This window comes from Roseovarius litorisediminis (assembly GCF_900172295.1).
Taxonomy (GTDB): Bacteria; Pseudomonadota; Alphaproteobacteria; order Rhodobacterales; family Rhodobacteraceae; genus Roseovarius; species Roseovarius litorisediminis.
Genome location: NZ_FWFL01000002.1, coordinates 1 through 22,987, shown reverse-complemented (window position 1 = coordinate 22,987; position 22,987 = coordinate 1). Strand labels below are relative to the sequence as shown.

The following is a 22,987-nucleotide window of genomic DNA, read 5'->3' as shown; positions in this document are numbered from 1 at the left end:
GGTATTCCCCGGGTGGCGAGAGGTTGATACCCCCAATGGCACTCACAGACCTGAAAATCAAAAAGGCGAAAGCCGAACCCAAAGCATACAAGCTGTCAGACGGCGGTGGGCTCTTTGTTTTGATCAAGCCAAATGGATCCAAGCTTTGGCAGCAGAAATATCGCCATTTAGGAAAAGAGCGGCTGCTGTCTCACGGCCCCTATCCTGAAGTGACCCTCGCGCAGGCACGGCAAAAGCGAGATACGGCCCGAGTCCAATTGGCGGAAGGCAGTGATCCCGCCGTTCAAAAGCGCCTAAAGCAGATCGAAGCCGAAACCCAGGCGCGCACAACATTCCTCTTAGTCGCCGAGGAATATCTCCAACAAGCTTATGACCGCGAATTGGCCGATGCCACGATGCGCAAGAAGATCTGGCACATCCACACTCTGGCAGAGCCACTTCATCATCGACCAATCAACGAAATTACTGCCGCAGAGATCTTGCACTTACTCAAGAAGGTAGAACAGAGCGGCAGACGGGAAACCACAAAGAAACTTCGAGGTACGATCTCCGCCGTATTTCGGTTGGCAATTGTCACCCTGCGCGCTCAAAACGATCCAACACTAGCCATAAGGGGTGCGCTGCTACCAATTAAGGTAACCAATCGACCTGCCATCACAGACGAAAGGGTTTTTGGTCAGTTTTTACGCGATCTGGAAGCATACACTGGTGCGGGCGTAATCAAAGACGCCCTTCTGTTTCAAATCCTGACTATGACCCGTCCGGGCGAAGTGCGTGGAGCCAAACAGCAGGAGTTCGACTTGGAGACGGCGAGGTGGACCATACCAGCCCAACGCATGAAAATGCGTCGTGACCATATTGTGCCTCTGCCCATCCAAGCTATTGAGTTGGTCAGACGCAATTGGATCGATATTGAGGGTGTCGAACTCGTTTTTCCATCTTTAAATTCGAACCGAAAATGGCTGTCCGAGAATGCGTTCAATTCAGCTATGCGTCGCATGGGATATTCGAAAGATGAAGTGACAGCGCATGGGTTCCGAGCAACCGCTAGCACAATTTTGAATACGCACGGGTTTGATCCTGATGTGATCGAAGCGGCCCTTGCCCATCAGGACAAAGATGCCATCAGACGAACTTACAATCGAGCGACCTATTGGGAAAAGCGTCAGGAGTTGATGCAAGCCTGGGCGGACTTGTTAGAAATGTTTCGTAACGACAATAACTAGCTCTGGCCTATCGAGTAATAATGACCCTACCGGCGCCAGTCGGTAGTAGTTCAGTACGAATCCTTATCGGATCGCACCAAGGCGGCACTGGCGGCGGCAACTGGCACAGAACCTGATCGCAAATCAGATTTCCGGCCCCGCCTATCTTGAAGAAATCGCGGATGAAACGGATGAGCCATTGCTCATACTGCCAACCTAAAGTGAGCCGTTTTACGGAAAGCTGGCTACGCTGACACGAGCGCCTCTAACAAAAACCCGATAGCCATGAATACCTGCTGTTCAGTCGAAAACCTTCCAAAACTGAAACGAATACACTCCGACGCCACCTCGCGGTCAAAACCCATCGCTGTCAAAACGTGAGATGGCTCAATGGATCCCGATGAACAGGCTGACTGGGTCGACGCCGCGATCCGAGGCTGAAGGCGCGCCAAGAGGTCGGAGGCGTCATGGCCCGGAAAGCGCATCAAGGCATTTCCGGGGTGCCTATTTTCTAAGGACCCAACCAATGTGGCAATTTGTTTCTTTTCAAGACTCCTAACGAAGAGGTTCCTAGTCGCCGCCAAAGCCCCCCGCTCTACTTTACCGAGCGATTGAACGATTTGACATGCTTCTCCAAAGCCGACGATCAACTCTGTCGGCATAGTGCCACCGCGTCGGCCCCCCTGCTGACCCGCACCCACAATAACCGGCTCCACCAATTTCGAAGAACCAGGGCCTGTCAACAATGCACCAACGCCCTTGGGCCCATAAAGCTTGTGCGCCGAAATGGTGGCCAAAGCGATGTCGAGGTCAAGTAAATCGATGTCCATCGCTAGAGGTGCCTGAGCCAAATCTGCGTGAAACAATGCGCCGTTAGACTTACACAACTCGGAAATTGTCTTCAGATCAGCAATCGCACCATTCTCGTTATTCACGCCAATAATTGAAACGAGAGCCGTTGCGTCGCTTAGCAGATTCTTCAGATCCGCCGTATACGGAGCGCCGTTGTCATCAAGGGCGATAAAGCGTGTGACCAAACCACAGGATTCTGCCTCTTTGACGATCGACCCATGATCCCCGGCACCGATCAAGATTTCCGATCTTCCCGACTGCTTTGCGATGGCATGAGCGGTGCGAAACACCATCGCATTTGCTTCACTCGCACCCGACGTGAAGATCACGTCATCCCCTTGAAGACCAAAGAGGTTTCCAACTTGTTCGGCCGCCTTCTCGATGGCAGCGGCAGCCATCCATCCGAGCGCATGATCTGCCGCATGCGGATTTCCAAAAAGCGTCGCCGACGCCTCTGTCATCACCTTCAAAACCCGCTCATCAACAGGTGTCGAGGCCTGATAGTCGAGATATATGGTTTCACCAACCTGCATGTCAGCCTCAATACTGGACGAAGTCTCCAGTGCGTAGTATGGCTGACTTGTATACTGGATGCTATCCCCAGGAGGTCAAATGAACGCACAAGGTTTAATATCCGACGACTATCGTCCGAGCTTCTCGGGACATGAGACGTTTCCTTTGCGCTATGGGTGGCTGCAAAAGGCCTATCACGCGGTGAATGACGCGCCCTCTGCCAAGCACGCAGTTCATGTCTTTAGGGATCCGGACTCAATCGCGCGCTTTGGCGTGGGTAGAAACATGGTTGGTGCAATTCGGTATTGGGCGACAGCCGCCGGAATACTCGAAGAGTCGAGCGACGGCCTTTTGACAACGTGGCTTGGTGCAATGTTGTTCGACAAGAATGGAACTGATCCTTATCTCGAAGAAGATGCTTCGCTTTGGCTTCTTCATTGGCATTTAGCCGCCCGTCCCCGGCTTACATCTGCATATTGGCTGTTTAATGAGTTTAGAGGTGGCAGCTTTGTTCGGCAGGACATTGTTTCGCCTCTGCTCAAACTCGCACAGGAACGAGGTTGGAGCCGAGTGGCATCGACCACCGTTGATCGGGACCTGCAATGCCTTCTGAGGACATATATCGGAGGTCGCGGCTCAAGCGAGGCAGGGGAATCCATACTTGCGGAACTAGGCCTTATTCGTCCGATGGATAAATATCGATCCCGCTTATCTCGCGGACGAAAATCGACCCTTCCAAATTCCGTATTTCTATATTGTATCAATGAGTTCTGGGAAAATTTCGCACCTGAACAAGCGACTATGTCATTCGAGAATGCCGCCTATGGGCGCGGTTCTCCAGGTCGGGTTTTCTTGCTCGATGAAGATGACATCGTGGATCGCCTTGAGCAGCTTGAAAGCATTTCGGACGGAACATTGGCTTGGTCGGAGACCGCAGGTCTGCGACAAATCATTCGACGAAAGCCACGTTCTTTGAAAATCGAGCGCCGCATACTTCGCGAAACCCTGATGAGAGCTCGATCAAAGGTGGCCGCATGAGCGATCCCGTAACAATAACCCCGAGATTTCGTCGATCAGTTCGTCTTGATACCGATTATGCATCAGCGACTGCAATTGACGGTTTCCATTGTCCAGCTTCATTCCAAGCAGCCGTAACCTTCATGGCCGCACATGTCTCTAATACTGAGCAAGGTGCCTTTACGTGGACAGGCCCCTACGGCGGCGGCAAGTCGAGCCTAGCCGTTGCGCTCGCATGCCTTTTTGGCGCACCCAAGCAAATACGAGAGCAGGCCGCAGCCGTGTTTGGCGAATCGGTTAACACCGCATTGAAGTCCGCCCTGCCCTACTTTCCATCTCGATGGGATGTCTTACCATTGGTCACCGAGCGGCGCTCAATGGCGGAGCAACTTGCAGAGTTGCTCGAACTCCCAACCACATCTAGCGCCTCGGAAATTCTCAAAGAAATTGAATGCAGAACGGCAGACCGTGGCCTCTTGCTTATTATGGATGAGCTCGGTCGCGGGTTGGAGGCTGCAGCAGATGGTGAAGGTGACCTTCATCTCCTGCAGGACATTGCGGAACTCGCCGCGCGCAGTCAGGGTAAGTTCATATTTCTTGGAATCCTGCACCAAGCTTTTGAAGAGTACGCAGAGCGTTTAGGGCGCAAAGCTAGGGATTCCTGGGCAAAGATTCAGGGCCGTTTTGTTGATATTTCGATTTCGGTCTCGCTTGAGGAGACCATAGAGCTTATTGGCGAAGCTCTCGGACATGAGCGCGCTGTTCGCAAGGCCATCCCGTTGGCAGAAGAGTGCGTCGAGAAATTGCGCCCCGCACGCAAGAAGACCGAAGCGAAACGGATGGCAGGAAAACTAGCTCGCACTGCTCCGCTGCATCCATTTACTGCTTGCCTTGTGGGACCGCTGTCGCGCCGACGATTTGGGCAGAACCAGCGGAGCGTGTTCTCCTTTTTGAGTTCTGCTGAACCATACGGATTACAAGACGCGCTCACGAAAGAGGCGGTCGATGGGTATTATCCGCCTCACCTTCTGTGGAACTATCTTCAAGCCAATTTTGACGCTGCCATTCTATCTTCACCAGATGGGCGCCGTTGGGCTTTGGCGCATGACGTCCTAGAGAGGTGCGTCGCGCGCGGCGCAGGTGATCTTGAGCAAAAAGTATTGAAAACCATTGCCCTCTTCGAACTGCTCAAAGATCGTTCAGGACTCGCAACAAATCTCGACACGATTGCCCTTTCGCTCAATGAAACCAGCCGCACTGATGTCGAAGTTGCGCTCGCGCGTCTCGAACAGCAATCAGAAATCGTATTTAGGAAGCATGCCGGAATCTACGTTCTGTATGCTGGTTCCGATTTTGATGTTGAAGCCCGATTGGGAGAAATTCTCTCAGAGCAACACGATATCGATCTTAATATGGTTCGCTTGTTGGCGGACCTCCAGCCGATGTTGGCAAAGCGCCACCATGAAGAAACAGGTGCTATGCGATGGTTCGAAATGTCCATCGAGCCGACCTCCGAACTAGTGGCTTTCAAGCCGCCAAAATATGCCCAGGATATCATTGGCCGCATCGTGTTTGCTTTGCCGATGAACGGAGAGAACCAAAGCGAAACTATGGCCGCGTGTGAGCGTGCCGCACATTCTCAAACCGCTTTCCCGCTAATTGTCGGGTACCATGCTGACGCAGCCAAACTTCTCGACCTTGCACGAGAGCTTGCAGGCCTGAGCGCATTGGAAAAGAATTTCCCGGAACTCCGAGGCGATCCAATCGCTCGACGGGAAATTGACGCGCGTATTGCGGAAGTCCGTCAGAAACTTGAAGATATTCTGAATGGCTTAATCGACGAATGTCAGTGGTTTGTTGTCGATCGCGAACCACAGCGACTAACCAAGCGCCTCTTAAACGAGCAGCTGTCGTCCTTGGCTGACGCAATTTTCAACGAGGGGCCGCTGATCCGCAATGAGCTGCTGAATTGTTCCGAGCCGTCTTCAAATGCCGTTAGCGCGAGAACCAAGCTCATGAAACGCATGGCAATGCGTGGCTCCGACGTTGATCTTGGCTTTGACGGTAAGAACTACCCTGCCGAACGAGGGCTTTTCATTTCTCTTCTGCAAGAAACCGGAATTCATGTGAACGGCAAATACAGTGCTCCTCAAAAGGGTGACACGCTGTATCCATTGTGGCGTGTAGCAGACACACTTCTCACATCGAAACAGGGTGTGGTGGGGGCTGACGAGATAATTCATGCTTGGGGTGAGACACCGATTGGATTGAAAGCCGGTCTTGGGCCTGTATTCTTGTCCGCTTATATTCTATCACGTCGTGACCGCGTTGCGGTCTATGGCGAGAGCATCTTTCAAGCGAGTTTCAACGAGCTCTGCGTAGAGTTTCTTGCGCGAAACAGTAAAGACATTGGTCTGCGCCGTGTTGAGATGGAGGGGTTTGTCGGAGAGACATTGGAGACGCTCGGCAGTCTCCTGAAGATTAAAGGTGCTGCCCGGCCATTGCTAGTCGCACGATCGATCATCGGCGAATTTGATGCGCTTGTCCCATGGACATCCAGAACTCAATCTCTTTCCCCGCAAACACTTAAGGTTCGTGAAATTCTCAAACGGGCGAGTGACCCAAACAAACTCCTGTTTGATGATCTCCCACGGCTGACCGAGCCGCTAGCCGATGGTAACTTTGATGCAAATGCGACTGCGTTGCTGCTGAGGGATGCAATGGCCGAAATGCGTGCGGCATATCCAAAAGTGCTCGATGAGTTGAAAGACCTGATGCTCAAAGAGTTGGATGTCCGAAACCATGGCGATGACGCATTCAAAAGTTTGCGCGACCGTGCAGACAACATTCGCCACATCGGCGGCGACCTGCGTCTAGAAGCCTTCGTCGGGCGGCTGACACAGTTTCACGGAACGCGTGAAGATATGGAAGGCCTCGCGGGTGTGGCCGTTAACAAGCTTCCCAGAGATTGGAACGACGGTGACCGCGAACGGGCCGCCGTTGGGCTTACCGAGCTTGCGACAGTCTTTTTAAAGACAGAAACCATGGCGCGTGTTAAGGGTCGTAAAGACGGGCGCCATGCCATGGCAGTTGTGGTCGGAAAAGAGAACGCGGCGCACTCGCTGTTCAGCGAGTTTCAAGTGGCTGATGTCGACTGGCACGATGTCGAGGCCCTTGCTGCTACTCTTGATCGAGCCTTGAGCGAGGCGGATCATCAGCGCCGCGAAATCATTCTTGCTGCCCTGATCGAAGTCACCTCTAAATACCTCAATACTGGCGATGAACGCCGTGTCGGAGAACGCGCATGACGACTACCCGACACGTTTTAGGACTCTCAGGTGGACGCGACAGTGCTGCATTGGCCATCTTCATGCGGCAGAGGCACCCGGAAATCGAGGTGGAGTATTTCTTTACCGATACTGGCAAAGAACTACCCGAAGTCTACGAGTATTTGACTCGGCTGGAAGGCTATCTTGGCAAACCAATTCTTCGGTTGAATCCTGATCGAGATTTTGACTATTGGCTGAAGAGCTACAAAAGCTATCTGCCATCTGCACAGTCAAGGTGGTGCACGCGCCAACTTAAGCTGCGGCCGTTTGAAAAGTGGGTGCGCGAGTTTCTCGAGGCGGGCGAAACCGTTATCTCCTACGTAGCAATCCGCAGTGACGAGGAGTATCGTGAAGGATATCAATCGAACAAAGAAAAGCTGCTGGTCAGATTGCCCTTCAAAGACGCCAGCATCGACAAGCCAGGGGTCATCGAAATCCTCGAGGGTTCGGGCCTAGGACTTCCAGATTATTACAAATGGCGCAGTCGCAGTGGATGTACGTTCTGTTTCTTCCAGCAGAAGATTGAGTGGGTGCGTTTGAAAACAGAACACCCAGACGCCTTCGAGGAAGCAAAGCGTTATGAGAAAAACGCCATTGAACATGGTTCGCCGTTTACTTGGAGCCAAGGTGAATCTCTTACCGACCTTGAGCAACCAGAACGGCAGGAACAGATTAAATTGGACCACGAAAAGCGATTGGCCCGGGCGCGCACGCGATTGCAGGCGAACCCGCTGCGCCCAGACACAACGTTGGACTTGGATGATGTGTATGGCGGAGCTGCCAAAGCATGCCTGACGTGCCATAAGTAGTTGTATACAAAATAAAGAATTTCGACCTAAGGTCATCTCATGTTCAAAGTAACCGCACGAACCGTCCTCGAATTGGGATCAGAACTAATTAGTTCCGACCCCATTGCTTTCTATGAGTTGATCAAGAACGGCATTGATGCTGGCTCCAAAAATGGCGTTACGATACGATTTGATATCGTGTTGGCACGGCGTGATTTCGAAGAAGCCAAAGCACAGGTTCTAAAGGCATTGAATGCTGAAGACCCCGAAGAAGCAGATGATATTTGGGCTCTCGACGATCTGAAAGACTGGCTCACGGGAAAACTAATTACCGAAGCCGATGAGCTTTGGGATAACGCAAATTCCCTCATCGAGGCTGCAGAAAATTTCGAAGACATTGCTAAAGCCATACAACAGATAAACGGTTTGAACTCGATAACCGTGTCTGACACAGGATCAGGGATGTCGCTTAAGGAGCTCACCTCGGTTTTTCTGGTGATCGGTACGTCTTCGAGAAAAACGGAAATTGATGCTGCGTTAGCGGGCGGTAAGTCGCACTCTCCTTATCTGGGTGAAAAAGGTATTGGCCGACTGTCAGCGATGAGGCTTGGGGATACGCTTTCAGTTCGCACAACGCGGTCCGGAGAGAGCCACTACAGTCTTATTGATATAGATTGGTCCGCTTTTGATAATCCCGACAAAATGATCCAAGATATTATCGTCATACCAGTTCGCGGAGGCAAGAAACGAGATCCAGAATTTAGTGGCACGGAGATCATAATTCGCAGATTGAATGCTGACTGGGCAGAAAAACGCGTGGACCGACTCGCAATGGATGACTTTTCATTGCTCGTAAATCCGCTCGCCAAGCAAAGAAACCAACGGATCGCTGTTGTCTGGAATGGCAAGCGGATCAATATTCGACGTCTAGAGAACAGTTTTTTGTCTCACGCAAATGCTGTCGTGCGTGGTCATTACCGGAAGACCGACAGCGGGCCCGAATTGGAACTTCGTATCGAATTGAACAACATCGGATTCGACCACCCAAAAGAAATTAGTATCGAAACCGCGACCGCAGATGTCCTGTATGGAACCTTGGTGGGCCCTAAGGCAAAGCGCCGACGAATGAATAAACGGGACATTGACTATACTGCCCTCGACTCCGTTGGTCCGTTCGACTTTGAATTGTATTGGTTTAACCGCTCGATATTGCGAAAGCACAAAACTACAGGGGACTATCAGGCTCTACGTAATCTGCTCGACCAGTGGATGGGCGTACGCCTTTATCGCGATGCGTTCAGAGTCTATCCCTATGGCTCAGAAGATGATGATTGGCTCGAATTGGACAAAACTGCTCTCAAATCCAAAGGCTATGCATTAAACCGCATCCAGCTCATCGGACAAGTTGAGATTGGTCGATTATCCAACCCATGTTTGATTGACCAAACGAACCGAGAAGGTCTTCGGCAAACACCTGAAGAAGCGATATTGAAGGAAACGGTTCAGTTTGCTGTCGAGAGGCTTCGTGATGAGATGAACCGCATTACGCGTGAACAAAAAGACGCCAAAGAGCCATTTATTGCTGATGAGACCCGGACAATCGATCTTGAAAAGCGGATGAAGGCCACAATCCGTTCAATTGGACAAGTTGTTCCCAAGGAACATCGTGAAGCCGTCCAAGAGTTGGAATTGATGCGTGAAGAATTTTCCCGTTACGCTGCGAAAGCGCGTGAACGTGTTGCTGAAATGGAAAAGGATGCAGACCAAATGCTTGCCATGGCAGGCATCGGCTTAATGGTCGAGGTGGTGGCGCATGAACTGACGCGATCGGCGGAAGACGCTCTGGATATTTTGAACAGCTTAAAGCGGAAAGCAGTACCTGAAGAAATTCGCCAACGTCTCGAAAGTCTCCGTGCGTCAATGAACAGCATCAGCAAACGGTTACGTATTCTAGATCCCCTGAGTGTAACTGGCCGACAACGCAAGGAGCGCTTCAAGCTGGATGAGCTCGTCCAAGAGATTTTGGACGCTCATGAAGTCCAATTTTTGCGCCACGATATCGAAGTAAGTGTCTTGTTGCCTGATAAACCTGTCGAAGTCTCGGCAGTTAAGGGTATGGTGGTTCAAGTTCTGGAAAATTTGATCTCAAATTCTCTCTACTGGATGGACGTCGAGAAACAACGAAAAATGTCACTAAAATCGGCGCTTACCATCGCCGTCGAAGACAATCCTCCGCGTGTTCGGTTTGCCGACAATGGCCCAGGCATTTCCGAGCAGTACAAAGATCGGATTTTTGACCTTTTCTTCTCGCTGAAAGACAAGAGCCGCCGCCGCGGACTTGGTCTGTTTATTGCGAAGGAAGCCGCCGAGCATAACGGTGGTGCTCTCACCTTGGATGCGGACGTCACCAACAACGAAGGGCGTTTTACTACTTTTGATTATCGAGTGGTGGGTGACGGGTCTTGAACGATAAGAAGCGCGTAGCCGAAGCGGGCATTCGCTCTGCGATTATCGTAGATGACGGATACGATGAAATTCCATTGGCTCAAGAGCTGCTCGACGAAGATGGGTGGGACATCTTTTTTGATGATGTCCAGGGAGATGAGGCGGCGCGGATAGAAGCGTTTTCGCCGGGTTTCGATCCAAGTGCGCGAGACGACCTTAGGTCTGATCAAGAGTTCATCAACGCTTTATGGCAGAATCGAGAGGCTGTGCGCGATCTTTTGGGTGGATTATTTGATGTCTATGAGCAGAAAGCCACAGATAATGCACCCTTCTTGGCTTCGGCTGAAGCTGCACTGACCGCGCTCGGCATTCCATACAAGACGCATGGCCGGGACTTTGTCGATGCGGCGGCCGCTGCAGATTTGATCCTGATCGACTTATTTCTCGGCATCCACCAGGGTGCGGACGACCGCCGATTAACTGTAGATCGGCTCAAGGAAGCTATTGCCCAAAGAGCCGGTTCACTTCCATCCATCGTGCTAATGTCTCAAATCCCGACAATTGACGAACTGGCCAAAGAGTTTCGTAGTGAAGTTCAATTGCATGCCTCAGCATTTCGACATTTGCGAAAGCCTGAACTCCAGACGCCTGGACGTGTGCAAGGACTTATACTTACGCTGGCTGCGCATCGCGGGGATAGCCAAGCGTTAGCCGGGTTCGTAGACACATGGGAACAGAAGGCGAAAGAAGCCGTTGTAAAGGCGTCAAGCGCACTACGTAAGATCGATATCGATGATTTGCAGCATATTCGAACCATGCTTTTGCGGTTCGAGGGCGTAAACACGTCAAGCTACATGCTCGATATCTTTGATCGTGTTTTGCAGTACGAGATTGAAGCACACGGTGAGGTGCTGGAGGCAGCCATTCCACTCGATGAAATGGCTGATGATCCTCCGCCATTGATGATTTCCAACGACCGCGACACATACGCCATTCTGGAGCGTACGCTATTCGTCAATCCAAGCCGCCGGTCACATGCGACGGGTGCTGTGTGGCCGATCACTTTCGGCGACATTATGGGTCCACGACCGGGATCTACGATCAAGCCTCGTGGATTTTTCGCTGGGCGCAATGATCTTGTGTTCTTTGTCGCATCCCCAGAATGCGATTTGATCAGAACGGACGGTCTAAAAACTGTGCTTTTAGTCGCAGGTAGGCTCGAAGAAGTCGACATGACGAAACCGGTGCTCGGCGTTTCCGGAAATACTACGCCAGTTTTATCGATTGATGGCGCCCAGCGGCAGCAGGTGACTTGGGACTTCGGTGACCTACGAACAGTCAACCTTTCTCGGGCAAAGAACCTCTTGAAAACAAGTGGCGACGCAGTCGTTCTCGGTCGTCTACGCGATGTTTCCGCGCTTGGGTTGCGTCAGCAACTGCTTGGAAATGTTGGGAGGGTGGGAGAGATGGCCCCCTTGCCACGATCATTTCGCTTTAGCGCGGAAATTCACTATGCACAGAAGGACGGAACTTCACTACAACTCAATCTACCAGCAGGTGTAATGCTGCGTGGCAACGCGCTCGTTCCGCGAAAGGCAAAATTTGCCACACTTATCTTCGATTCCAGCTGTGAAAACGATCTCACGGCTGCGATATTGAGCTTGGATGTCGCGACGGTACCCGACGGCAGCAAGGCCTTGCTGAACAAACTCAAAGAGCAGACCCGGCTTAGAAAGCTGTTTCGATCTGGTTTCCAATGGACCCATCTACCACTTAAAACCACGCAGTCGGCAGAACTTTTAAAAGATGGGGAACCACTTCCGGAGAGGGACGACAAAAAACCGAAATTAGAGAAAGTGGGAATGATTGTGACTGGGCCCGACTTCGTCGACCAGCTTGGAGCCGAGTTCCATAAGTCAGGTTTAATTTTCAAAATCAGTGTTGAGGACGGAGCTTAATCGATGAATTGTGATGGCATCTTTTTTGAAGAATGCGCCGCTGATCATGATCCGTCGATTCGACAGTATGGTGACATCTCTGCTCAAAAGCGAAGATATGAGTACCATTTTCTCGAGCTCTCGCGGGGTAATTTGCATTGCGACTTGCAGCTCCTTAAACTCACGGAAACTGACCAATTTATTATGGAACTCGCAAATTTGAGTTCACTTGGAAACGAGAAATTCAATAGTTTTGGTTTGTTACCGTGATGAAGGTATTTGTATTAGGTGCTGGGGTTACAAGAAGCGCTGGAACCAAAAATTGGAGTTGTGAAGCGTGACAGGCTCAGCACCAGGTATTTCTCTGAAAGCACTGCTGCTGAGTGCAAAATCAAAAGCAGTTCAAGAGCTATTTCCGTCCTCGGTGATCGAACTTGTTGAAAGGATGTCTCCAGGGTTGTTGGGAACTAAGGAGGTAAATCGCATTGCCGCAGTAATTCTTGACCCAGCAGAAGCGCTCATTGATACCGCTACCCGGTTGAAAATTATCAGACTGCTTCCGCTGGCCAAAGCGCGTGAGTTCTGCACGACCCTAGGCCTCACAATAGAACGAAGTCCCTACGAAACCATCGAGGCAGAGATCGCCGAAATTGGTCTAGTCCAACTTTTCGATTTTTTTGGGATCGTCGACGATCCACGTGCACCAAAATTTGCCGCTCCTTCATCGCAAAATGTTCCTGCAGCCTATGGCTTGTTTCCTCACCAACGAGTTGCCGCTAGCAAGGTTGCAGTTGCGCTAACGAAAACTCCGCGCAAAGTAGTGCTTCACATGCCAACGGGCGCAGGGAAAACGCGTACAGCTATGCATCTTGCCGCCCGCCATTTGCGGGAATACGGACCTACGGTCGTCATCTGGCTGGCACAAAACCGGGAGCTGTTGGATCAGGCTGCGGAAGAATTTGAAAAAGCATGGGCACCACTAGGTGACCGCGATGTGCAGCTTATGAGGTTCTGGGGAAGCAAGCGCGCGCCACTTGCGGATATGAATGATGGCTTACTTGTCGCTGGCTTGGCAAAGATGGTGGCATTGGACGCTAGGGACGCCAACACGATCTTAGCTCTCGCTGATCGAGCTTCACTGATCGTTATCGACGAAGCTCACCAAGCAATCGCGCCTACTTACGCGCGTGTTTTGCGGGCATTGAGTTCAAAACGCCCTGACAATGCTCTCTTGGGCCTTACAGCCACACCGGGGCGTAGTTGGTCGGAGATTGACGAAGACAAGCGCCTTTCCGATTTTTTTGAAGGGCAGAAAGTCGTTCTTGAAATTGACGGATATGATGACCCGGTGACTTTCCTTATGGATCAAGAGTATCTGGCTCGGCCCAACTTTCGCCAACTTAAAGCACCGACCGAAACCTGCCTTGACATGGCTGATATTCGCTCGCTGGAAAACGACCCGGACCTCACTGATGACCTTCTGGAGAAAATAGGTCTCGACGCCGCGCGTAACGAAGCCATCCTGTCAGCGATTTTTGACGCCTTGACGCGGCATGACCGCGTAATCGTATTCACCCCGTCGGTAGAGAACGCAAGGCTGCTGCAAGCAATGCTGACCATTAAGAACATAGAAGCTCTTTTTGTCGCTGGAGAAACAGACGGCGGCGAACGCGAGCGACGTATCAAGCGCTACAAATCTAGTGGGTCCGGCAAGATAGTCATGTTGAACTATGGCGTACTGACCACTGGATTCGATGCTCCACGCACGAGCTGCGCGATTATTGCGCGGCCAACTAAGTCGCTTGTCCTGTACAGCCAAATGGTTGGTCGGGCGACTCGAGGTCTTCGAGCCGGTGGCAACAAAGAGGCAGAGATCATTACGGTTACTGATCCCGATCTACCTGGGTTTGGCAGCGTGGCGGAAGCATTTCAAAACTGGGAGGATGTCTGGCATGAACCAGATTACGGCTAACGAAGCAAACAGATTCAATGGCGACATCATTCCCCCGGAGCTTGCCGTGCGCGCGATGCGTGACAGCGGATATAGAAATACAGACTACGCGCTGGCCGAACTCATAGATAACTCAGTTCAGGCTAATGCCACACAAGTTGATGTCGTATGTTTCGAAGTAATGAAGCAGGTCAACCAACGTAAAAGTCGGCGAATTGACCAGATCGCTGTCATTGACAATGGTGACGGTATGACACCGGAAACACTACGTATCGCGCTCCAATTCGGCAATGGCACGCACTTGAAGGACCGAAAAGGAATTGGCCGTTTCGGCATGGGGCTTCCCAACTCATCGATCTCTCAGTGTCGGCGCTTGGAAGTTTGGTCCTGGCAGGCCGGGCCGCAGAACGCGATGTGGACCTATCTCGACGTGGATGAGATTGAGCAGGGACTTCTGAAGTCGGTACCAATACCGGAGCAAAGACCAGTGCCACAAGAATGGCGTGATAGGTCCGATGTCATAGGCACTTCCGGTACACTCGTGCTTTGGTCGAATTTCGACGACCATAGACTACAATGGCGCGGCGCTAAGGCCACTTTAGAAAACACTGAGGTCCTCATAGGGCGGATGTATCGCAAGTTTATCGATGCGGGTGATCTTACCATTCGATTGGCGGCTTATAGTGAAGACGGCGCATCATTTGATGCGCCTGCAAGGGTAAATGACCCACTGTACTTGATGCCAAATTCATCTACGCCTGCCCCTTTCGACAAAGAACCCATGTTCCAAAGATGGGGAGAGGGCGATCAATCGTTTGAAATCGAGTTGGACGGAGAGGTTCACACAGTTCTTGTCCGGATCAGTTGGGCCAAAGAGGATACAATTACGCGGGGATCTTCGCCAGACCGCGGCTCAATGCCTTATGGCAAGCACTCCTCCAGGAACGTCGGGGTTTCTGTCGTACGTGAGCGCCGAGAGCTTGAGCTCGATAAGGGTTGGACGATTGGGTACGACCCACGTGAACGATGGTGGGGGATTGAGGTCGAATTTCCATCGGCGCTTGATGAAATATTTGGTGTCACAAACAACAAGCAGCACGCAAACACCTTTGCTGCCATGGCGCAATTCGACTGGACCGACGAAGCCGATCCTGGTGAGCAACGTTCCGCATTCCGCGAGCGCCTTCAGGCAGATGGCGATCCACGTTCGCTGCTAATTGATGTTACTGAATATATTCACGAGCAACTTGATGAAATTCGACGCCGGGTAAAGGCACAGACAAAGGGCAAACGCAGCTCGCAGAAACGTCACGAAGATCCTGACGTCGACGATCAGGCAAGTGACAAGTTCCGTGAGCGCGCCGAATCTGGCCACGAAACCGAAACTGATGAGGCGGGGTTTACAGATCAGGACAAGACAGAACTTGAAACTGATTTGGTTGAGAATGACCATTACTCCGCCCAAGACGCCAAGAACATCACTGAAGCCGTAGTAAGCCGAAAACGCAAAGTGCAGTTTTCTACAGGTCACCTCGATGGTCACCATTTTTTCTCAACCAAACAGTTTGGTGACCTGACAAAGATCACTTTCAATACCAATCACCCCATCTACGACCAACTTGTGGAAGCACTAAATCCCGAGACCGATGATGACACAGACGCTGAGCTTCTCGATAGGGTGCACCGGGCATCAGATACACTAAGGCTGCTGTTCGCGGCATGGGCTCGTTACGAGCTTGAAGAAACTCAGAAGCACGATGACCTGATGGAGATGCGTCAAGAATGGGGAAAGATGGCCAAAGTTTTTCTTCGTGAAGGATCAGAAAACTGAAGATGAAGATTGGTGAGCACCTTCTCTCGATCCTTAGCCGAGCGCAAACCAGCGTGCAAATTGCCGCGCCGTTTATTAAGTCTCATTCGCTCGAAAGGGCGCTAATGGCGGTTCCTGCAGGCGTAACTGTTACTTGCGTAACGCGTTGGCGGCCAGAGGACATCGCCAGCGGCGTCTGTGATCTTGAAATTTTGGATCAGCTGAGCGCACGTGCGGGGTCAACTTTGTTGGTTCATCCACATCTTCATGCCAAATTCTTTGCTGCTGATGATCTTTGCCTCGTTGGCTCAGCCAACTTGACCCACACCGCTCTGGGATGGCGCTCTCCAGCTAACTTGGAATTGCTCGTAGAGTTGGATTCACATAAACATGGCCTGAACGAGTGGTGGACCAAATTGATGGCCAACTCTATTATCGCAACACAAGAAATGAAGGTTGCACTCGCTGAACAAGCAGAAGCGTTGCGGATATCTGGCAATCCTATTGCTCGGCCGGAAGCAGATCCGGAAGATGCCGAAGATACGACTGTGTGGGCGCCGCAATGCCCTAGATGGTCAGGCCTATGGGAAGCCTACGTCGGCGATGAGGATCAAATGCCAGCAAGCGCAATGCGTTCTGCCAAAAACGACCTTGAAATGCTTGCAATTCCGCCGGGCCTAAACGAGGTGGGATTCCGCGAAGCACTCACGACTATTTTCAGGAACACTGTCATTGTTCAGGAGATTGAACGGCTATCAACAACGGGCCTTACTGACGGCGCCGCTCATGACCTTTTGCGTTCTTTATGCGGCATCACGGAAAAAGAAGCTGCACGCCGTTGGCAGGTACTTAAGGGTTGGCTAAGCGCGCTTTTTCCAAACGAATATCACGTAGAAACGAACCAAGAAGTTCTAATGCGCGGACGCACTCTATAGTCGCCGCAAAGGCACACTAATCTGACTACATCGGATGCGGAAGTGTTTCGGCTAGGTTCAGTTCAGGCAAATCCCTCAAGCTCTGCAGATCAAACGTCGACAGGAGCTCTGACGTCGTCACAAACGTATGCGGTGCCCTGCGCAAGATTCCAGGCGTGCTCTGATATGCCGATCATCGGCCTGAGTTGACCTACAACCCGGTGAAGATCGCCCCAATCCTTTAGATATCCGCCCATATTGCGCGCCCAGGACGCAAATTCAGGACAAGCCTGCATCACGGTCGGCAGATCAAGCGCTGCACCGCGTTTTTTACGCGTTTCAGCCACCCACTCTTCCAGCTCCCTATCCACCAGCTCTTCCAGCGGCGCATTTGGCACCACATCCGCGTCCCTGCAGCCCCACCGTTTACCGATGGGGCTGTCTTTGAAGGCAATGATAGGTTACTATGCGAAAAAGTTCGGTCTGTGTGAAGGGTTGGGTCACCATCGGGGACACTCATCAGTTTACCCTTCAAAATATGGCTAGAAACAAGGCTATTTCACTGCTTTTTTCGGTTCGGCCACGGTATTTTCCCGATATTCTCCAATCTGTGTAGAAGCGTGATAAAGCCCTTTAAATTAAGTGTTTTAGAAGGTTCGGCCAAAACATGACGGTTGGAAGAAATGTTCGTTTTTCCAACATTCTCTGGACCTAAAAACTGGCTGGAAGCAGCCATTCGCAGCGTCTTTCTTTAAGGTCTGCTGAGCGGGACAAAGCCGACAATCGCTACCTCAAAGCGATTTGATGAGAAGAACCCAAGCCTCTGTATCCGTTTCCCATGTCGCTTTGACACATGGTAGAGTGGCCGCCTGACGATAGCCATGTCGTTCGTAGAGACGGCGCGCACCGGTATTGTTGCTTGCAACGATCACGCTCATGCGCCTCAACCCCTCGGAGGCGCCAATCCTTTCCGCCAACTCGAGGAGCTGTGATCCAATGCCCTGACCGCGGTGTGTAGGGTAGCATGCTAGAACGTTGACATACCAAGATTCGAGAGCGTTGTTCTCAAGCTCCTGAAGAGGTCGAAACAGTGGCGGAAAATCTTCGCCAATCGGCTCGGGCTCTGATCTGATCGAATAGCCTGTTAGGCCTGCGACGGCTCCGTCACCATTGTCCATGACAACAATCTGGCCATCGCGCGCCTTTTCAGCCTGCCGGGCCCGTCCAATCTCCCAAGGATCTTCGTCGTCCCGAGCAAGACCAGTCCAGATATGAAGCGGAAGCCCCTCACCGGCGAAATTGACCAAATCTGCCAGGCTGTGCGCGTCTTTTTCGTCGGCAAGTCGAAACGGCCGTTCAAGTTCAATCATGATAGTCTCCAACCCGTCAGCTTGTACTATTAGCTTGCCCAACATCAGCCCGCCAAGCAAGTCCGGTACCGGGTTAAAGGCTGCCGTTCGGTGCGGTATGAACCAAGGCCTGCTATGCGACAGAGCAGACACTGGCGAACGATGCAGCTATGACCGGGTTGCGGGACGAAGCCGACCGATACTGACGCAGCGAATTTCGCCTTCGCATCTCGATCAAGTTGCCGAATGAGTCGCGGCGCTGCAGCACAATTTCATAGAAACGGCCGTTCACTGCGAGCGAATTGACCTAAATTCAAACCGGTCGTTCGACGCGCGGTTTTAAGGTTCTCGTGCCGTGAGAAGCGCACAGCCTAACGGGAGATTGAAGGCCAAGTCGGACGTTGTGGCTCAAGACCGTGCGTCAAGCCTTAGAGGCGACCAAGGCTGCGGCGCGGACTGCCGCAGCGATCCCGTTCGCGATATCCGGGCTTGCTACGGCGCGTGACAACGTCAGCCCACCGATCAGCGCGCTCAACATCGCCCAAGCTCGGGCTCGGCGGGCCTCATCCGAGTCCCCGCTCAAACCATCAGCGATCAAACCCACAATTTTGTTCATCTTTGCTTCATACGCCATGTGAACTTCGGGGTCGGCCCGCGCGACCTCGGGAGACAGGGTCGTCATCGCGCACCCGCAGGCAAGATCGTTACGATGCGCCTCGCCTAGATAATAATCGGCAAAGGCAGCGACCCAATCAGGACCAAAATCCCTTTGAAAATTCGGAATGCTCTCTATCACTTCGTCCATTCCGGTCGCGAGTGCGGCTTCAAACGCGCCGTCCTTTGATCCGAAGTGGGCATAAAACGCGCCCGACGTCACGCCTGCGGCCTTTGCGATACCGTCGACGCCGGTGCCCGCATAGCCGCTGCTTCTAAAGCTCTGGCTTGCAGCGTCCAGAATGCGCGCGCGGGTTTGTTCTTTCTTCGTTTTCAACTGCGCCATCAACTGTTCTTTCAGGTATATATAGCGATCTCTATTTTTTGAGGTTGACGATATAGGGATCGTTATATAGTGGATATATAGTGATCGTTATAAATCAAACTCTACCGCGACGCAACCGATCAAGCTGGGCGCTGCAGACACAAAGGATAGCGAGATGACATATCAGAAAAGGTCGCAGGCCGCGAAAGGGATCAACCGACGCACAATCATAGCGAGCACAGTTGCGGCCGTGACAACCGTCAACCTCACACTCTGCGGCAAGCTGGCGATGGCCAGCACCGAATCTGAAAAAGGAGAAAAACAAATGATCCCCAAGGCCTTCGTATACACCGAATTGCAAATCTCCGTGCCCTTCGAAACCGTGCCGTGGCAGGCGCTCAACGACCAGATTGCGAATGAGCCGGGCTTTCTCAACAAGACGTGGTTCTCGGGGGTCGGGAATAACTCGGTTGGTGGCATCTACAGCTTCGACAGCGTCGAGACGGCACAGCACTACTGCACCACCTTCTTCCCCGCAGCTTCCAGAAACTTCGGCGTCGCACAAACAACCCGCGTGTTTGATGCCGCTGTCGTTTCGGATGCAAGTCGCGACATGGGGTCACCGCATTTTGGGGCTGTCCCAACGCAGGCCCCTGGTGCCTTTGTGTACACCGAAGTGCAAATCAACGTCCCGTTTGAAAAAGCCCCGTGGCGGGATCGCAACCCGGTCCTGAAGCAGCAAAAAGGGCTGATCTCCAAGCTTTGGCTCAGTGGGTTGAACACCAATACGCTTGGCGGAGTCGATGCGTTCGACACGGTGGAAAACGCGCATGCATTCGCAGTTGACGACTTCCCGAAAACCGCAGCGAAGCTCAACGCTGCTTTTTACACCCGCGTGTTTGACGCAAGCGTCGCAGAGGCCGCCAGCCGTAGCCTCCATTCCCCTTATTACATCTAACCTAAGCAAAGATTGGAAATATCCGTGCCGCTCATTCAAGTAGACGCCCCATTGGGTGATCTGGATAAATCGAAGCAAGACGCGCTGATGTCACAACTCTCGAATGCCGTCCTCACAGCCGAAGGTGCACCATTGGCAAGCGCAGGCGCACAGTCGCTTGTCTGGGCCCATTTCAATGAAAAGCCTCAGGGTACATTCTATGTGGGCGGCGTGCCGCTGGATAAACCTCCGTTTCGCATCGCTGTGACAACACCGCAGGGCGCGTTGAGCGACGAGACCAGAACGAGCCTGGTCGCTGAAATCGGCCGTATCGTCGATGATTTCGTCGGCCCCCACGAGGACAGGCTCAACCACTGGGCCATGCTTTATGAGGTCACTGACGGTGGCTGGGCCGGAGCCGGGCAGATTTTCCGTCTTGGTGACATCCAAAAGGCGATGGATATTACCGCCGCCTGAGCCAAAGCCAGCTGCAATATCTCTCTTTTAACAAGCCGCTGGCCCGTATGTGAGGGCCAGCGGGCGGGTGCGCGCACCCTAACGAAACCACTCGTCTCAACTCCATCTTACTCAAAGGAAAATAACATGATTAGACTCTCCCTCGTCGCACTGGCCCTCGCGTCCGGCATCTCCCTCTCGGGCACCACAGGCGCGTCTGCCGCTCCGGCTGTCTGCTCCCCTATCGGTGGCGTCGCAATCCCGAACTTCTTCGCCGAAGGTGAAGGCAACCCCATCATCATCTCCGCCACATTGACGGGCAGTGTGCAAAACGCAGCGGGCAAAATAACCGGTCAGCGCGAAACAGCTACGGGCCTCGAAATGGATATGGAGCATTACTTTGGCCGTGCCGATGGCGGCGCGTTCCAGACCAAAGATCTCGGGATTTTGACAGCTGTGCCCGGCAAACCCGGACGTTTCATGATTGAGATCACCTATGACATCCAAGAGGGCACCGGACGCGGCACGATGGAGGGGGCCAACGGTTCTTTCAACAGCTATGGCCTGGTCGACTTGCGTGACCCTAACGGCCTTGAAGGACTGGTTCGCTACAGCGGCGAAGTATGCCAAAAAACCTAAGTTAGTTTCTTTAGCCGACAAGCCGCGCGTCGCGGCTTGTCGGCACCCTATCTCTCGCAAGGACAATTCGAATGACCGAACAAACCATCCTCCCCACACGCATTCTTTACACGATGTTACGTGTGGGTGACCTTGATCGCTCTATTGCTTTTTACCGGGATGCTTTAGGCATGCGTGAGATGCGGCGCGAGACGTTCCCCGAAGGCCGTTTCACACTGGCCTTTATGGGATACGGCGACAGCCCATCGGCCCCGACGATTGAATTGACATGGAACTGGGATGAAACCAGCTATCAACACGGTAACGGATACGGCCACATCGCGCTTGAAGTATCGGATATCTACGCGGCCTGCGAGTGTCTGTCGAAAATGGGCGTTAAGATAACAAGACCGGCTGGCCCCATGAAATCTGCACCCTCGGAAATAGGGAAAAAGGAAGTCATCGCGTTTCTCGAGGATCCGGATGGATACAGCATCGAGTTGATCGAAACGGCAAAGTAGCGCGTGAAAACGGGCGGCGTGATGCAGTATGAAAGGCACAGGTAATGACCTCTCCAGACAACCGAACGGTCCAGAAAATCAAAGGTGGCTGCCTGTGCGGGGCCGTCTCCTTTGAGGTCGTCAACGCGTTTGAGAAACTGTTTTTGTGCAGCTGTGATCAGTGCCGCCAAATCACTGGATCAGCGTTTGCATCCAACCTGTTCGGGGGGATCGAAGGGCTCGATTGGCTGGCGGGCGCGGACGATATCGTCAGCTACCAAGTGCCAGGGCGTGATATCTCCAAAACGTTCTGCCGGGTCTGCGGGTCAGGCGTTCCGTGGGCAAATGGTGACGGAACAAAGATGATCGTTCCGGCCGGATCTCTGAGCGAACCGGTTAACGTTGTCGAACGGGTCAGAATATTCGCCTCAGAGCTACCTTCGTGGGCATTGGATCTGGAGCAAGTCTCCACACACGCAAAGTTCCCGGAGTCTCTGGGATCAGAGCCTTTGGGTTCAAAATCACTGCCGACGGGCAACAGCCCAATCATCAAACCGGAGAAATCATGATAACCTGTCACGTGACCTACAAGATTCACCCTGCCAAAACTGCGGATTTCGAAGTCTATGCAAGAGCATGGATCCCTCTCGTCGAGCGTTTTGGGGGCAAACATCATGGATACTTCCTCCCACACGAGGGGCCAAATGACCTCGCCTTTGCCGCGTTTTCATTCCCGTCTTTGGCCGCTTACGAAGTCTATCGGACAGAAAGCGCAGCCGACCCAGATTGCAATGCCGTGTATGATTTCGCCGTAAGGACGAAGTGCATCCTGCGGTACGATCGACACTTCCTGCGACCTGTTCTTGATGGGGATCTTTTGGGCATCCGCGAACATCAGGCGTAGCGCGACCTCTACTAACCGGCGTCAAAGGACGTGCAGAGCGCCGCACGAAATCTGGGCCCTGGACCAGAGGTGACCCACAGTAAAACCGATACGTCTTCGACGCTGATCACCGCAGGCACTTTGCGACGATCGGTGCGAACGCAGACTGACATTGTACTTCCTTTGTCTAAGCGGTCATCGGAGCATTTGCAGCGAATTTGTTCTTTGTCCCGCAACCCGGTTGCAGGCGTTCTCATGTTCGCTGCGCCTTGCGCGAATGGCCGTTCATTTCGCAGCTGGGCAGCACCGGTATGTTTGCAGTCACAGAAAATTTCGTGCTGCGAACGCATCCAGAAAAAAATATGACACGCCTCCTATGGGCTTATTTTGTTGAAAAACTCTTCCTTGATCGAAGTCTGAACTGCTGATTCAATTCCTGTAATCGAGGGGGAGGACCGGCGATGATGGGACCGAGGCAGGAAGCGCAACCGGCGCTGTTCTACG

General features: G+C 52.4%; 19 protein-coding genes. 15 read left to right on the top strand and 4 right to left on the bottom strand.

Going from position 1 to position 22,987, the window contains the following annotated elements:
* Positions 1–35 precede the first annotated feature (35 nt).
* On the top strand, positions 36–1,226 hold the full coding sequence (locus tag PEL8287_RS03535) for a tyrosine-type recombinase/integrase (RefSeq protein WP_085891004.1): 1,191 nt from the start codon (positions 36–38) through the stop codon (positions 1,224–1,226).
* A gap of 224 nt (positions 1,227–1,450) precedes the next feature.
* Here PEL8287_RS03535 and PEL8287_RS03530 read toward each other — a convergent pair whose 3' ends face one another.
* Positions 1,451–2,590 (bottom strand): cysteine desulfurase family protein, encoded by a 1,140-nt coding sequence (locus PEL8287_RS03530; protein ID WP_085891003.1) that lies wholly within the window; start codon positions 2,588–2,590, stop codon positions 1,451–1,453.
* Between the two features lie 79 nt (positions 2,591–2,669).
* On the opposite strand from PEL8287_RS03530, the gene PEL8287_RS03525 reads away from it, so the two are divergent.
* From PEL8287_RS03525 to PEL8287_RS03485, 8 genes are all read left to right on the top strand, one after another.
* The gene (locus PEL8287_RS03525) at positions 2,670–3,608 is read left to right on the top strand and encodes a DUF4007 family protein (RefSeq protein ID WP_176228548.1); all 939 of its coding nucleotides are present in this window, start codon (positions 2,670–2,672) and stop codon (positions 3,606–3,608) included.
* Positions 3,605–6,895 (top strand): ATP-binding protein, encoded by a 3,291-nt coding sequence (locus PEL8287_RS03520; RefSeq protein ID WP_139837693.1) that lies wholly within the window; start codon positions 3,605–3,607, stop codon positions 6,893–6,895. Before PEL8287_RS03525 ends, PEL8287_RS03520 begins: the two co-directional genes overlap by 4 nt.
* A complete protein-coding gene (locus tag PEL8287_RS03515; RefSeq protein ID WP_085891000.1) occupies positions 6,892–7,725 on the top strand; it encodes a phosphoadenosine phosphosulfate reductase family protein in 834 nt (277 codons plus the stop codon). The genes PEL8287_RS03520 and PEL8287_RS03515 overlap by 4 nt, the downstream gene beginning before the upstream one ends.
* A gap of 39 nt (positions 7,726–7,764) precedes the next feature.
* The gene (locus PEL8287_RS03510) at positions 7,765–10,170 is read left to right on the top strand and encodes a sensor histidine kinase (RefSeq protein ID WP_085890999.1); all 2,406 of its coding nucleotides are present in this window, start codon (positions 7,765–7,767) and stop codon (positions 10,168–10,170) included.
* The gene (locus PEL8287_RS03505) at positions 10,167–12,107 is read left to right on the top strand and encodes a hypothetical protein (protein ID WP_085890998.1); all 1,941 of its coding nucleotides are present in this window, start codon (positions 10,167–10,169) and stop codon (positions 12,105–12,107) included. The genes PEL8287_RS03510 and PEL8287_RS03505 overlap by 4 nt, the downstream gene beginning before the upstream one ends.
* 316 nt (positions 12,108–12,423) lie before the next feature.
* The gene (locus tag PEL8287_RS03495; protein ID WP_139837692.1) at positions 12,424–14,058 is read left to right on the top strand and encodes a DEAD/DEAH box helicase; all 1,635 of its coding nucleotides are present in this window, start codon (positions 12,424–12,426) and stop codon (positions 14,056–14,058) included.
* Positions 14,039–15,868 carry an ATP-binding protein gene (locus tag PEL8287_RS03490; protein WP_085891452.1) on the top strand — a complete coding sequence of 610 codons (1,830 nt, stop codon included), beginning with the start codon at positions 14,039–14,041 and terminating at the stop codon, positions 15,866–15,868. Before PEL8287_RS03495 ends, PEL8287_RS03490 begins: the two co-directional genes overlap by 20 nt.
* A 2-nt stretch (positions 15,869–15,870) precedes the next feature.
* Entirely contained in the window at positions 15,871–16,782 is a 912-nt protein-coding gene (locus PEL8287_RS03485) for a phospholipase D family protein (RefSeq protein WP_085890995.1), read from the top strand.
* 89 nt (positions 16,783–16,871) lie between these two features.
* On the opposite strand, the gene repC is transcribed toward PEL8287_RS03485, so the two are convergent.
* The 3 genes from repC to PEL8287_RS03470 all read right to left on the bottom strand — a co-directional run bounded on the left by repC (position 16,872) and on the right by PEL8287_RS03470 (position 19,110).
* Entirely contained in the window at positions 16,872–17,159 is a 288-nt protein-coding gene (repC, locus tag PEL8287_RS03480; RefSeq protein WP_235862170.1) for a replication initiation protein RepC, read from the bottom strand.
* 393 nt (positions 17,160–17,552) lie between these two features.
* Positions 17,553–18,131, bottom strand: coding sequence for a GNAT family N-acetyltransferase (locus PEL8287_RS03475; RefSeq protein WP_085828816.1), 579 nt, complete (start codon positions 18,129–18,131; stop codon positions 17,553–17,555).
* 400 nt (positions 18,132–18,531) lie between these two features.
* On the bottom strand, positions 18,532–19,110 hold the full coding sequence (locus PEL8287_RS03470; RefSeq protein WP_085890994.1) for a TetR/AcrR family transcriptional regulator: 579 nt from the start codon (positions 19,108–19,110) through the stop codon (positions 18,532–18,534).
* Positions 19,111–19,264: 154 nt separating this feature from the next.
* Between PEL8287_RS03470 and PEL8287_RS03465 the strand changes: the two genes are divergently transcribed.
* From PEL8287_RS03465 to PEL8287_RS03440, 6 genes are all read left to right on the top strand, one after another.
* Positions 19,265–20,047, top strand: a complete 783-nt coding sequence (locus PEL8287_RS03465; protein WP_085890993.1) for a YdhR family protein — start codon at positions 19,265–19,267, stop codon at positions 20,045–20,047.
* 24 nt (positions 20,048–20,071) lie between these two features.
* A complete protein-coding gene (locus tag PEL8287_RS03460; protein WP_139837691.1) occupies positions 20,072–20,503 on the top strand; it encodes a hypothetical protein in 432 nt (143 codons plus the stop codon).
* A gap of 126 nt (positions 20,504–20,629) precedes the next feature.
* Positions 20,630–21,121 (top strand): hypothetical protein, encoded by a 492-nt coding sequence (locus tag PEL8287_RS03455; protein WP_085890991.1) that lies wholly within the window; start codon positions 20,630–20,632, stop codon positions 21,119–21,121.
* A gap of 71 nt (positions 21,122–21,192) precedes the next feature.
* Positions 21,193–21,621 carry a lactoylglutathione lyase gene (gloA, locus tag PEL8287_RS03450; RefSeq protein WP_085890990.1) on the top strand — a complete coding sequence of 143 codons (429 nt, stop codon included), beginning with the start codon at positions 21,193–21,195 and terminating at the stop codon, positions 21,619–21,621.
* Positions 21,622–21,665: 44 nt separating this feature from the next.
* On the top strand, positions 21,666–22,169 hold the full coding sequence (locus PEL8287_RS03445) for a GFA family protein (RefSeq protein ID WP_085890989.1): 504 nt from the start codon (positions 21,666–21,668) through the stop codon (positions 22,167–22,169).
* Entirely contained in the window at positions 22,166–22,504 is a 339-nt protein-coding gene (locus PEL8287_RS03440) for an NIPSNAP family protein (RefSeq protein WP_085890988.1), read from the top strand. The genes PEL8287_RS03445 and PEL8287_RS03440 overlap by 4 nt, the downstream gene beginning before the upstream one ends.
* Positions 22,505–22,987 lie beyond the last annotated feature (483 nt).

Coding starts and splice junctions, on each gene's coding strand:
- PEL8287_RS03520 (WP_139837693.1), top strand. CDS start 3,605: ATGAGCGATCCCGTAACAATAACCCCGAGATTTCGTCGATCAGTTCGT.
- PEL8287_RS03490 (WP_085891452.1), top strand. CDS start 14,039: ATGAACCAGATTACGGCTAACGAAGCAAACAGATTCAATGGCGACATC.
- PEL8287_RS03455 (WP_085890991.1), top strand. CDS start 20,630: ATGATTAGACTCTCCCTCGTCGCACTGGCCCTCGCGTCCGGCATCTCC.
- PEL8287_RS03475 (WP_085828816.1), bottom strand. CDS start 18,131: ATGATTGAACTTGAACGGCCGTTTCGACTTGCCGACGAAAAAGACGCG.
- PEL8287_RS03530 (WP_085891003.1), bottom strand. CDS start 2,590: ATGCAGGTTGGTGAAACCATATATCTCGACTATCAGGCCTCGACACCT.
- PEL8287_RS03470 (WP_085890994.1), bottom strand. CDS start 19,110: ATGGCGCAGTTGAAAACGAAGAAAGAACAAACCCGCGCGCGCATTCTG.
- PEL8287_RS03510 (WP_085890999.1), top strand. CDS start 7,765: ATGTTCAAAGTAACCGCACGAACCGTCCTCGAATTGGGATCAGAACTA.
- gloA (WP_085890990.1), top strand. CDS start 21,193: ATGACCGAACAAACCATCCTCCCCACACGCATTCTTTACACGATGTTA.
- PEL8287_RS03535 (WP_085891004.1), top strand. CDS start 36: ATGGCACTCACAGACCTGAAAATCAAAAAGGCGAAAGCCGAACCCAAA.
- PEL8287_RS03440 (WP_085890988.1), top strand. CDS start 22,166: ATGATAACCTGTCACGTGACCTACAAGATTCACCCTGCCAAAACTGCG.
- PEL8287_RS03525 (WP_176228548.1), top strand. CDS start 2,670: ATGAACGCACAAGGTTTAATATCCGACGACTATCGTCCGAGCTTCTCG.
- PEL8287_RS03445 (WP_085890989.1), top strand. CDS start 21,666: ATGACCTCTCCAGACAACCGAACGGTCCAGAAAATCAAAGGTGGCTGC.
- PEL8287_RS03485 (WP_085890995.1), top strand. CDS start 15,871: ATGAAGATTGGTGAGCACCTTCTCTCGATCCTTAGCCGAGCGCAAACC.
- PEL8287_RS03465 (WP_085890993.1), top strand. CDS start 19,265: ATGACATATCAGAAAAGGTCGCAGGCCGCGAAAGGGATCAACCGACGC.
- PEL8287_RS03515 (WP_085891000.1), top strand. CDS start 6,892: ATGACGACTACCCGACACGTTTTAGGACTCTCAGGTGGACGCGACAGT.